This window comes from Pseudomonas sp. TSO6 (assembly GCF_056098905.1).
The window spans coordinates 110,090-122,204 of record NZ_JBLZWV010000030.1; the positions used below are offsets into that span (position 1 = coordinate 110,090).

The 12,115-nt window shown below is 63.9% G+C and carries 10 protein-coding genes; 1 reads left to right on the forward strand and 9 read right to left on the reverse strand.

What is annotated here, in order from left to right:
* The first annotated feature begins 52 nt into the window (after positions 1–52).
* Complete coding sequence (locus ACN6NG_RS12155) at positions 53–802, forward strand: FadR/GntR family transcriptional regulator (protein WP_016499305.1); 750 nt, start codon at positions 53–55, stop codon at positions 800–802.
* A gap of 171 nt (positions 803–973) precedes the next feature.
* Here the strand turns inward: ACN6NG_RS12155 and ACN6NG_RS12160 are convergent, their stop codons facing one another.
* The 9 genes from ACN6NG_RS12160 to ACN6NG_RS12200 all read right to left on the reverse strand — a co-directional run bounded on the left by ACN6NG_RS12160 (position 974) and on the right by ACN6NG_RS12200 (position 12,031).
* On the reverse strand, positions 974–2,554 hold the full coding sequence (locus tag ACN6NG_RS12160; RefSeq protein ID WP_474314123.1) for an aldehyde dehydrogenase (NADP(+)): 1,581 nt from the start codon (positions 2,552–2,554) through the stop codon (positions 974–976).
* Positions 2,555–2,728: 174 nt separating this feature from the next.
* Positions 2,729–4,282 carry a galactarate dehydratase gene (gene garD / locus ACN6NG_RS12165; protein ID WP_016499307.1) on the reverse strand — a complete coding sequence of 518 codons (1,554 nt, stop codon included), beginning with the start codon at positions 4,280–4,282 and terminating at the stop codon, positions 2,729–2,731.
* A gap of 79 nt (positions 4,283–4,361) precedes the next feature.
* A complete protein-coding gene (locus ACN6NG_RS12170) occupies positions 4,362–5,726 on the reverse strand; it encodes an MFS transporter (protein ID WP_016499308.1) in 1,365 nt (454 codons plus the stop codon).
* A 104-nt stretch (positions 5,727–5,830) separates the two neighbouring features.
* On the reverse strand, positions 5,831–6,742 hold the full coding sequence (gene kdgD / locus ACN6NG_RS12175; protein WP_016499309.1) for a 5-dehydro-4-deoxyglucarate dehydratase: 912 nt from the start codon (positions 6,740–6,742) through the stop codon (positions 5,831–5,833).
* Between the two features lie 453 nt (positions 6,743–7,195).
* Complete coding sequence (locus tag ACN6NG_RS12180; RefSeq protein ID WP_474314125.1) at positions 7,196–8,005, reverse strand: gamma-glutamyl-gamma-aminobutyrate hydrolase family protein; 810 nt, start codon at positions 8,003–8,005, stop codon at positions 7,196–7,198.
* A 533-nt stretch (positions 8,006–8,538) separates the two neighbouring features.
* Positions 8,539–9,321, reverse strand: coding sequence for an amino acid ABC transporter ATP-binding protein (locus ACN6NG_RS12185; protein WP_063424647.1), 783 nt, complete (start codon positions 9,319–9,321; stop codon positions 8,539–8,541).
* A gap of 22 nt (positions 9,322–9,343) precedes the next feature.
* Entirely contained in the window at positions 9,344–10,588 is a 1,245-nt protein-coding gene (locus ACN6NG_RS12190) for an NAD(P)/FAD-dependent oxidoreductase (RefSeq protein WP_474314128.1), read from the reverse strand.
* Positions 10,589–10,604: 16 nt separating this feature from the next.
* A complete protein-coding gene (locus ACN6NG_RS12195; protein WP_197899557.1) occupies positions 10,605–11,315 on the reverse strand; it encodes an ABC transporter permease in 711 nt (236 codons plus the stop codon).
* Complete coding sequence (locus ACN6NG_RS12200) at positions 11,312–12,031, reverse strand: ABC transporter permease (RefSeq protein WP_049275942.1); 720 nt, start codon at positions 12,029–12,031, stop codon at positions 11,312–11,314. The genes ACN6NG_RS12195 and ACN6NG_RS12200 overlap by 4 nt, the downstream gene beginning before the upstream one ends.
* Positions 12,032–12,115: the final 84 nt, after the last annotated feature.

Sequence of the window (12,115 nt, forward strand, 5' to 3'; positions counted from 1 at the left end):
ACAACTGCTTGCGCTATGATGAGCGCTGTCTTTCTAGGTGAAATACAGGGCAATGACAGAGCAACAGGTACAGGCAAGGACCCGGCGCAAGCCGCGTAGTCTGGCCCAGGAACTGGTCACAGTGCTGACCGAACGCATTCGCAGTGGTCAGCTCAAGCGTGGCGACAAGCTGCCGACCGAATCGCAGATCATGGTCGAAGAGGGCGTCAGCCGCACCGTGGTGCGTGAGGCAATCTCGCGGCTGCAGGCCGCCGGGCAGGTCGAGACCCGCCATGGCATCGGCACGTTCGTGCTGGACGCGCCAGCGTCGGGGGGCTTTCGCATCGACCCGGCGACTGTGGTCACCCTGCGTGAAGTGCTGGCGGTGCTGGAGTTGCGTATTGCCCTGGAGATCGAATCGGCGGGCTTGGCGGCGCAGCGGCGCAGCGATGAAGAGCTGGCGGGCATGCGTGCGGCGCTGGACGAACTCAACGAAGGGGCGGCCCATGCCAATGATGCGGTGTCAGCGGACTTCCAGTTCCACCTGCGCATTGCCCAGGCCAGCGGCAACCACTACTTCGCCGACATCATCAACCACTTGGGCACCAGCATCATCCCGCGTACCCGGGTGAATTCGGCGCGGCTGGCCCGTGATGACCAGGCGCATTACATGAGCCGGTTGATGCATGAGCACGAGGCGATTTATGAAGCAATCGCCCGGCGTGACAGCGAAGGGGCAAAGATGGCCATGCGCATGCACCTGAGCAATAGCCGGGAGCGCTTGCGTCAGGTACATGAAGAGGCTGAGGCGCAAGGGGTCTGAGGCATTTGTGACCTATACCGGCCTCTTCGCGGGCACGCCCGCTCCCACAGAATCACCACAATGCCTGAAAATTGTGCAAACCCTGTGGGAGCGGGTTTACCCGCGGAGAGGCCGGCACAGCCAAAAGAAAAGCCCCGCAATGTGCGGGGCTTTCTTATTTCAGGCGCCCGATCAGATCGCCTCATCACTCCATTGCCCGTTCACCAGTCGGCGCAGCCCCAGCGGGTTGCCATCGCGCAGCGCCTCAGGCAGCAGGGCCTGCGGGTAGTTCTGGTAGCACACCGGGCGCAGGAAGCGGTCGATGGCCAAGGTACCCACCGAGGTACCGCGGGCGTCCGAGGTCGCAGGGTAAGGCCCGCCGTGGACCATGGCATCACATACTTCGACACCGGTCGGGTAGCCATTGATCAGGATGCGCCCGACCTTCTCCTCCAGCAGCGGCACCAGCCAGGCGTACGCCTCGAAATCTTCCGCTTCGCCGATCAGGGTAGCGGTCAGTTGGCCACGCAGGCCGAGCAGGGCGGCGCGCAGTTGTTCGTCGTTCTGCACTTCTACGGCGACGGTGGTAGGGCCGAACACTTCTTCCTGCAACAGCGGGTCAGACTCGACCAGCAGGCGGGCATCGGCCTTGAACAGTTGGGCGCGGGCCTGGCTGCCTTCCTGCGCCTGGCCGGCCAGGTGCTCGATACCGGTATGGGCCTGCAGGTGCTCAAGGCCGCCAACGTAGCTGCGCAGGCCACCCGCGTTGAGCATGGTTTGCCCGGCCTGCTGGTCCAGGTGCTGGCCAAGGTCGGCCAGTAGCTGGCTGTACTGTAGCGATTGCAGGCCGATCACCAACCCCGGGTTGGTGCAGAACTGTCCGGCGCCCATGCATACCGAACCGGCCAGTTCGCGGGCAATGGCCTCGCCACGTTTGGCCAGGGCGGCTGGCAGGATGATGACCGGGTTGATGCTGGACATCTCGGCGAACACTGGGATCGGCTGCGGGCGTTCGGCTGCCATGCGGCACAGGGCGTCGCCGCCTTTGAGCGAGCCGGTGAAACCGACGGCCTGGATGGCCGGGTGCTTGACCAGCCATTCGCCCACACCACCACCGAACACCATGTTGAACACGCCCTTGGGCATGCCGGTGCGCTCGGCGGCGCGCACGATGGCGCATCCCACCAGGTCGGCGGTGGCCATGTGGCCGCTGTGCGCCTTGAACACTACCGGGCAGCCAGCGGCCAGTGCAGCAGCGGTGTCGCCACCGGCGGTAGAGAAGGCCAGCGGGAAGTTGCTGGCGCCGAACACGGCGACCGGGCCGACGCCAATGCGCATCTGGCGCAGGTCCACACGCGGGAGCGGCTGGCGCTCGGGCAAGGCCAGATCGATACGGGCACCGAGGAAGTCACCACGGCGCAGCACCTGAGCGAACAGGCGCATCTGGCCGCTGGTGCGGCCACGCTCGCCTTGGATGCGGGCAGCGGGCAAGGCGGTCTCGCGGCAGACGATGGCGACGAAGGCATCGTCCAGTTCGTCCAGTTCGGCGGCGATGGCGTCGAGGAATTCGGCGCGGCGGGCCGGGGCCAGTTGGCGGAACTCAGCGAAGGCCGCAGCGGCGGCCTTGGCGGCCTGGTCTACTTCGGCTTCGCTGGCTTGAGCAAAGCTGTAGGGCAGGGCTTCGCCAGTGCTGGCGTCCAGGCTCTGCAGACGCTGTGGGCCAGCGGCGCTGCGCTGGCCGGCGATGAAGTTGTGGCCGAGGATTTCAGGCATTGGGGTGCTCCTGTTGGCTGAAAAAAATCTGGGGGGTAGTCGCATGGGCTGTGGGAGCGGGTTTACCCGCGAAGAATCCAACGCGGTGTATGGCACCGGCCTTGCCGGTGTTCGCGGGTAAACCCGCTCCTACAGGGGACGCGAAATACCGGGAAAAAGAGTGAATCCTCGGCATCAGGTAATCGGTGCCGGGTTGAACAGGGTGATGTCGTTGTGCAGCCGGTGCTGTTCGGCCCAGGTCTGCTTGCGGCCGCTGGCCACGTCCAGGTAGTAATGGAACAGTTCCCAGCCCAGCTCTTCGATGCTCGAACGGCCTGTGGCGATGCGCCCGGCGTCGATGTCGATCAGGTCGGGCCAACGCTGGGCCAGTTCGCTGCGCGTGCACACCTTCACCACCGGCGCCATGGCCAGCCCGTAGGGCGTGCCTCGGCCCGTGGTGAACACATGCAGGTTCATGCCGGCGGCCAGTTGTAGGGTGCCGCAGACAAAGTCGCTGGCCGGGGTGGCGCAGAAGATCAGGCCTTTGCGCATTACCCGCTCGCCCGGGCCAAGCACGCCCTGGATGGCGCCGCTGCCGGACTTGACGATCGACCCCAGCGACTTCTCGACGATATTGGACAGGCCGCCTTTCTTGTTGCCCGGCGTCGTGTTGGCGCTGCGGTCGGCGGCGCCTTGCTGCAGGTAGCGGTCGTACCAGTCCATTTCGCGTATCAAGGCACCGGCCACCTCCTGGTTTTCGGCGCGCGAGGTCAGCATGTAGATGGCGTCGCGCACCTCGGTCACTTCCGAGAACAGCACGGTGGCGCCGGCGCGTACCAGCAAGTCGGCTGCGTACCCCAGCGCCGGGTTGGCGGTGATGCCCGAGAACGCATCGCTGCCACCGCATTGCATGCCAAGGATCAATTCGCTGGCCGGTACGGTTTCGCGGCGGCGCTGGTCGAGCTTCTTCAGGCGGGTTTCGGCCAGTTCCATGATCTGTTCGATCATTTCCACAAAGCCCAGGCTGGCATCCTGCAGGCGGTACAGCCACGGCTCGCTCAGGTCTACCGAAGGGTCGTTGTCGTGCATCACCTGGCCGGCTTGCAGCTTTTCACAGCCGAGGCTGATGACCAGCGCCTCGCCACCCAGGTTGGGGTTGCGCGCCAGGTTGCGCACGGTGCGGATCGGAATGTAGGCATCGCGGGCGTTGATGGCCACGCCACAGCCATAACTGTGGGTGATGGCCACCACGTCATCGACGTTGGGGTACTTGGGCAGCAGTTCGCTGCGAATGCGCTTGACCGCATGCTCCAGCACGCCGGTCACGCACTGCACGGTGGTGGTGATACCAAGGATGTTGCGGGTGCCGACGGTGCCGTCGGCGTTGCGGTAGCCTTCGAACGTGAAGCCTTCGAGCGGCGGCAGCGGTTGTGGGACGGCGTCGCAGCGCGGCAGGCTGTCCAGCTCGGGCGCGGCCGGCATGGCCAGCTGGCTTTCCTGCACCCAGCTGCCTTGGCGCAGGTCTTCCAGCGCGTAGCCGATGATTTGCCCGTAGCGGCGCACGGGCTCGCCCTTGGCGATGGCCACGGTGGCCACCTTGTGGCTTTGAGGCACGCCTTCGACAAGGGTCAGGCCGTCGGCAAAGCGGGCGCCTTCGCCCAGGCCGCCGTCGTTGACCACCACCACGACGTTATCGTCGTGGTGCAGGCGGACGTAGCGGGGCGAGTCGGAATGTTCGATCAACTGCATGTTTGGGCCCTACTTGTCAGGTTCTCAGGCTTTTTTGTACATCCGCCCGCACCGGTTGCCCCGGTGCGGGCGTGTTCACTCAGTGACGCGAGCTGGCCAGTTCGCCGTTGGCGGCAGGCTCAGCCTGTGGCTTTGGGGCATCTTCGCGCAGCTCGATACGCTTGATCGGGCCGACGATCACCAGGTAGCTGAACACCGCTACCAGGGCGTTGGCACCCACGTACACCAGCGCCCACTTGAACGAGCCGGTGGCGCTGATGATGTAGCCGATCACGATAGGGGTGGTGATCGAGGCGATGTTGCCGAAGGTGTTGAACAGGCCACCGGACAGCCCGGCGATCTGCTTGGGCGAGGTGTCGGCCACCACCGCCCAGCCCAGCGCGCCAATGCCTTTGCCGAAGAACGCCAGGGTCATGAAGCCAACCACCATCCACTCGGCATCGACATAGTTGCAGAACACCATGGTGGTCGACAGCAGCAGGCCGCACACGATCGGCAGTTTGCGCGAGAACGTCAGCGAGTTGCCACGGCGCAGCAGCCAGTCGGAGATCACGCCACCCAGCACGCCACCAATGAAACCGCAGACCGCCGGCAGCGAGGCGATAAAGCCGGCCTTGAGGATGGTCATGCCCCGTTCCTGCACAAGGTACACGGGGAACCAGGTGAGGAAGAAGTAGGTGATGGCGTTGATGCAGTACTGGCCCAGGTACACGCCCAGCAGCATGCGGCTGGTGAGCAGTTGCTTGATGTAGCCCCATTTCGGGCCAGCGTTGCCGCGCTTCTGGTCCATGTCCACCAGGCCGCCGTTCTGCTCGATGTGTTCAAGCTCGCTTTGGCTGATGCGTGGGTGTTGGCGCGGGTTGTGGATGGTTTTCAGCCACACCATGGAGAACACGATGCCCAGTGCACCCATGACCACGAATACGTGCTCCCAACCGAAGCTGAATACGATCCAGCCCATGATCGGGGCGAACAGCGCCGTGGCGAAGTACTGCGCGGAGTTGAAGATGGCTGAGGCAGTGCCGCGCTCCTGAGTCGGGAACCAGGCGGCGACGATGCGCGCGTTGCCCGGGAACGACGGGGCTTCGGCGAAACCGACCAGAAAGCGCAGGGTGAAGAGGGTGACCACGGCCCAGGCAACCGGCAGGCCACCGACAAAACCCTGCAGCAGGGTGAACAGCGACCAGGTGAAGATGCTGAAGGCGTAGACGTTTTTGGAACCGAAACGATCGAGCAACCAGCCACCAGGAATCTGGCCAGCCACGTAAGCCCATCCAAAGGCGGAGAAGATATAACCGAGGGTAACGGCGTCAATGCCGAGGTCTTTCTGCAGGCTGGAACCTGCGATGGCAATGGTGGCGCGGTCGGCATAGTTGATCGTGGTCACCAGGAACAGCATGAACAGGATCAGGTAGCGCACATGCGTCTTCTTAGTCGCTTGCATGCTGGCAATACTCCCACTAGTTATTTTTGTGCGGGCTCACGAATTGTAACCGGAGTGGGGCTGGCCCACTCCGGGCGCGGCACTTGGCAGGCCGCGGGCGACGCTTACTGCGGGCCCATCTTGTCCATCAGCGCGGCGAGCATCTCGTACTCTTCTGCGGTGAGGTCGGTCAGCGGGGTGCGCACCGGGCCGGCGTCGTAACCGGCAATCTTGGCACCGGCCTTGACGATGCTCACGGCGTAGCCGGCCTTGCGGTTGCGGATGTCCAGGTACGGCAGGAAGAAATCGTCGATCAACTTGGCCACGGCTGCGTGGTCGTCGCGGGCGATGGCGTTGTAGAAGTCCATGGCGGTCTTCGGCACGAAGTTGAACACGGCGGAGGAGTACACCGGCACGCCCAGGGCCTTGTAGGCGGCAGCATACACTTCGGCGGTCGGCAGGCCACCCAGGTAGCTGAAGCGGTCGCCCAGGCGGCGACGGATCGACACCATCAGCTCGATATCACCCAGGCCATCCTTGTAGCCGATCAGGTTCGGGCAGCGCTCGGCCAGTTTTTCCAGCAGGTCGGCATTCAGGCGGCAGACGTTGCGGTTGTACACCACCACGCCGATCTTCACCGATTTGCACACTGCTTCGACGTGGGCGGCGACGCCGTCCTGGCTGGCTTCGGTCAGGTAGTGCGGCAGCAGCAGCAGGCCCTTTGCACCCAGGCGTTCGGCTTCCTGTGCGTATTCGATGGCCTGGCGGGTGGAGCCGCCCACGCCAGCGAGGATAGGTACCGAGGTAGCGCAGGTGTCGACGGCAGTCTTGATCACCTGGCTGTATTCGCTGGCGGCCAGGGAGAAGAACTCACCGGTGCCGCCGGCTGCGAACAGAGCGCTGGCGCCATACGGGGCCAACCATTCCAGGCGTTTGATGTAGCCAGCCTGGTGGAAATCGCCCTGGGCATTGAAGTCGGTGACCGGGAATGACAGCAGGCCGTGAGAGAGGATGGATTTAAGTTCTTGTGGATTCATTGTTGTAGGCATCCTGTGGCGCTTGGGTGAAGGGTGTTGTTTTGCGTTGGAGGTAAGTTATCGTACAACCTGTGCGATGACTAGTCCTTTTTGCGAGATTTTTTGCAGTGGGCAGGGAGGAGGATCTGTTTCCTGTGCTGGCCTCTTCGCGGGTGAACCCGCTCCCACAGGCACGGCGCAGCGGTCCAGAGAGCTATGCAGATCATTGTGGGAGCGGGTTTACCCGCGAAGAGGCCGGTGCAGGCGAACCATAACGGAAGGAAAAGACACCAATGTCAGACTATTCGCAATCAGTCATCGTATCTCTTGGCGGGGAAGGAAAAAACGATCGCGGAGACAGGCACTAGGCCGCCGCCCGATTCCACGGGAAGTGTTCTGGGACCAGCAGAGGGTGACCGGGGAAACGAGGGCGGCCTTGCGCCGCCCCGCGATCAAAGCAGAGGAAACTGAAGGTCAGGCAGCGTGCTGGCGCTTGATTTGCGCCTTGCGTACCTGGGCACGGCAAGCATCGCCGAAAGCCTGGAACATCTTGATCGAATCCGGGTTCTTCGCAGCTTGCCACTCCGGGTGCCACTGCACAGCGAACAGGAAGGGCGAAATGCTCGGGGCGTGAATGGCCTCGACCAGGCCGTCTTCGGCCAGGGCGATGGCTTCGATGCCGGCGCCAAGCGTGCGCAGGCCTTGGCCATGCAGCGAGTTGACGCGAATTTCGTCGGTACCCAGGGTGTCACGCAGCCAGCTACCTGGCTTGATCTTCACACCATGTACCTGGGCGTACTGCACTTCAACCGGGTCTTCCGGGTTTTCCCGGTGGTCGTTGAAACCAGGCTCGGCGTATACCTTCTGGTAGATGTCGCCACCCAGGGCCACGTTGATTTCCTGCATGCCACGGCAGATGCCGAAAATCGGCAGGCCACGCTTGATCGCTGCTTTCACCAGCGGGATGTCGAACAGGTCGCGGTTCTGGTCCTGGCCTTTGCCTGGGGTTTCGTTCTCCTGGCCGTACAGGGCCGGGTCGATGTTGCTGCCGGCGCCGGTCAGGTAAACGCCGTCGGCCATGTCCAGATAGGTGTCGAGGTCTTCGGTGCCGCAGCAGGTGGGCACCAGTACCGGGACGCAATCGGAGAATTCGACCAGCGGGGTGATGTATTTGTGGGTCATGACCTGATAGTCATGGCCTTTGCGCTCTTGGCTGCCCATGGTCATCAGGACGATGGGTTTGCGCAGGGAAGGTTGCTTGTTGCCAATGTTGCTGTTGGACATATGTCACCTTGGGACAGGTTCAGCCTGTCGTTGTTGTGCAGGTGCACGGCGCGGGGCCCTGAGTGCAGCCTGAAGCTCCGAGCACTGCCGGCTCGTCAGAGGCGACGATTCCGGTCGGGGCTTGTAGATAGCTTGCCAGAGCCGTTCGATATGTCAAACGACGGAAGAGGGCTTTAACGCGGGGAATGCACCGGTTTTTGGGGGTTGAAACCGATGCGGGCCTGTGGCGGCGTGGGTTTGGCGGCGGTGTTGGTCAATAATATTTAACGACGCAGTTGGGTCTTTGCAGCGGTGCAATGAAGGGGGCTGGAGTTTGTGCTACTGGCCCTATCGCCGGCAAGCCAGCTCCCACAGGTACTGCATCGGCCTTAAAGCTGCAGATATCCTGTGGGAGCTGGCTTGCCGGCGATAGGGCCAGCACAGGTATCAAACATTTTGCTCCCACAGGTACTGCATCGGCCTTGAAAGCTGCAGATATCCTGTGGGAGCTGGCTTGCCGGCGATAGGGGCAGCACAGGCATCAAACATTTTGCTCAGTGCAGTATCTGCGCCAGGAACGCCTTGGCGCGCTCGGTACGCGGCTGGTTGAAGAACACCTGCGGCGGGCTGTCTTCGATGATCTGCCCGCCCTCAAGGAACAGCACCCGCTCGGCCACTTGCCGGGCAAAGCCCATTTCATGGGTAACACAAAGCATGGTCATGCCAGTGCCGGCCAGCTGCACCAGCACATCCAGCACCTCGGCGACCATTTCCGGGTCCAGCGCCGAGGTAGGCTCGTCAAACAGCATTATGCGCGGCTTCATGCACAGTGCCCGGGCAATTGCCACGCGCTGCTGCTGGCCGCCTGACAGCTGGCTGGGGTACTTGTGTGCCTGGCTTTCGATACCCACCTTGCTCAGGTACATGCGCGCCCGTTCTTCGGCGTCCTTGCGCGACAGCCCGCGTACGCTGGTGGGTGCCAGCAGGCAGTTGTCGAGCACGCTCATGTGCGGGAACAGGTTGAAATGCTGGAACACCATGCCGATGTCGCTGCGCACCTGCGCCGCTTCACGGGTAGTGGCCGCCAGGTCGATGCCGTCCACCTGGATGTTGCCCTGCTGGGCCACCTCCAGGCGGTTGATGCAGCGGATCAAGGTCGACTTGCCCGAGCCGGACGGCCCACACAGCACGATGCGTTCGCCTTCGCGCACCTGCAGGTCGATGTTGTGTAGCACCTGGAAAGCGCCGTAGTGCTTGTTCAGGCCTTCGATGCGGATCAGCACCGGGCGTGGGTCGGGCTCGGGGGCAAGGCTTGCAAGGCTCAGTGGTGCGGTCATGTTGTTGTTCTCCCGCGTGGGTTCAGTCGAAACGAGTCGCGCTGTAGGGCGCGGGGTCGGTGAAAGGGCGCTCGCCGGTGATCAGCTCGGCCACCAGCCGGCCGCTGACCGGGCCCAGGGTGAGGCCGTGGTGGGCGTGGCCAAAGTTGAACCACAGCCCCGGGTGGCGGGCTGCCGGGCCGATGACCGGGCGCATGTCGGGCAGGCATGGGCGGCGGCCCAGCCAAGGGGTGTCGTCCAGGCGTTCACCCAAGGCCGGGAACAGCTTGCGCGCCAGGGCCTCGCAGCGGCCCAGCTGGATCTGGTTGCCCGGCGCGCTGCTGGCGTCGAACTCGATGCCGGTGGTCAAGCGCACACCGCGCGCCATTGGCGCCAGCACGTAGCCGCCCTGGGTGTCGCAGATTGAATGCTCAAGCGTTGCGCCGTCACGGGTGCTGTAGTGCATGTGGTAGCCGCGCTTGATCGCCAGCGGAATCTGGTAGCCCAGGCCGCTGAACAGGTCGGCCGACTGCGGGCCGAGGCAGGCCACCACCTCGTCGGCGGTAATCGTGCCACGGCGGCTCTCTACCCGCCATTTGCCGTTGGCCTGGCGCAGGCTGCGCGCATCACCATGCAGGAACTGCCCGCCGCGCTGCTGGAACAGCGCCGCATAGCCGCGGGTGAGGGCGCCGGGGTTGTTCACGGTCTTGGGGTCGAGCCAGTGGATGCCGCCGACCACGGTGGCGTCCAGCTGATGCTCGCGGGCCTGCAACTGCCCGCATTCGAGGATTTCAAATTGCAGGCCATAGCGGCTCAGGCCTTTGGCGTCGGCCTTGGCCTGCTCGAACAGGGCCGGGTCGCGGAACACTTCGATCCAGCCTTTGGCCTGCACCAGCCCTTCAAGGCCGGCGGCTTTGATCAGCGCGTCGTGTTCTTCGACGCAGCGCTGCACCAGCGGCAGCATGTCGGCGGCGGCCCCTGCCAGGCGCCCGGGTGCCGACTGGCGCCAGTAGCGCCACAGCCACGGCGCGGCCTTGGGCAGGTGCGCCAGGCTGTAGCGCACGTCGGGCTGGCGGTTCAGGCCGTAGCGCAACAATGCGCCGAACTGCCGGGGGAATGCGTAGGGGATGACGCTGGAGCGCTCGATCAGCCCGGCGTTGCCGTGGCTGGTGCCGCTGCCGGGTTCATCGCGGTCGATCAGGACGACCTGGCGCCCGCGGGCCTGCAGGTGCAGGGCGGTGCTGACGCCGACGATGCCGGCGCCGAGGACAAGGGTCTGGCAATGCATGGAACGTATCCTTCGGTCAGTTCAGGTGGCGGCCCAGGCGGCCTTCCAGGTGTTTCAGCAGGCGCCGCACCAGTTCGACGATCACCAGGTAGAGCACGGCGGCCCACAGGTAGATCTGGAAGTCGAAACTGCGCGAGAACGCCAGTTTGGTTACGCCCATCAGGTCGTAGATGGTCACCAGCGAGGCAATTGCGCTGGCCTTGATCATCAGGATCAGTTCGTTGCCCAGTGGGCCGATGGCCACCAGCAACGACTGCGGCAGAATCACCTTGAAAAAGGTGGTCGAGCGCTTCAGGTTCAGTGCCCGCGCCGCCTCATGCTGCCCCAGCGCAACGGCCATCAGGCTGCCGCGGAAGATCTCCGCCTGGTAGGCAGCGGTGTTCAGGGTGAAGGCCAGCAAGGTGCAGAACCACGCTTCGCGGAAAAACCACCACAGGCCGACGTCCTGCCAGAAGCCCTTGAGCGAACCCAGGCCGTAGTACAGCAGGAACAGCTGGGCCAGCAGCGGCGAGCCGCGGAAGAAGTACACGTAGCCGGCGGCCATGCGCTGCAGCAGCAGGCTGCGCGACATGCGCGCCAGGGCTAGCAACAGGCCGAGTACGGCGCCCAGGGTGAAGGAAATGGCCACCAGTTTGGCGGTTACCAGCAGGCCGTCGAGGAAGCGCGGGCCGTAGCGTTCCAGCAGGTCGGGGTCCACCACCAGTGCCAGCAGTTGTTCAAAGCTCATGCCCGTGCTCCTAGCAGGTGGCGGTTACTGCGCCGTTCGATGAAGGCGAACACGCGCCCGGAAAGCGCTGCGAACAGCAGGTAACCCAGGCAGGCGACGCCATAGAAGAACATCGGCTCCTTGGTCACGCTGACGGCCAGGTTGGTCTGGCGCATCAGGTCGACCAGCGAAATGGTCGACACCAGCGAAGTGTCCTTGAGCAGCGACAGCCAGTTGTTCGACAGGCCGGGCAGGGCGATGCGGGTCAGTTGTGGCAGCAGCACCTTGAAGAAGGCGGTGCGCTTGCTCAGGCCCAATGCCGAGCAGGCCTCCAGCTGGCCCTTGGGCAGGGTCTTGAAGGCGGCCAGCCAGATCTCGCTTGAGAACGCGGCGAACACCAGGCTGAAGGCGATCATCGCGGCGAGGAAGGTGTTGATCAGGAATTCACCCTGATAGCCCATGGCCGCGAGGATTTTCTGCGCGGCTATCTGGCAGCCGTAATAGATGATCAGCAGTGTCAGCAGTTCGGGCAGGCCGCGGAACACCGTAGAGAAGGTGGTGGCCCAGGCCCGTGGCAGGCGCTTGCGCGAGCGCGCTGCCAGCGCTACCAGCAGGCCCAGCGGCAGACCGATGGGCAGGCAGGCCAGTGCCAGTGAAACAGTCACCAGGGCGCCGGCCAGCAGCGCCTGGCCCCAGCCTCCGCTGGCGAAGGATAGCAAGGACAATTGATCGAGCATGACAAACCCCTTGGGCAGGTTATGCGGCCTTGTGGGAGCGGCCTTGCGTCGCGATAGGGCTGCGTAGCGGCCCTAGGGTTTATG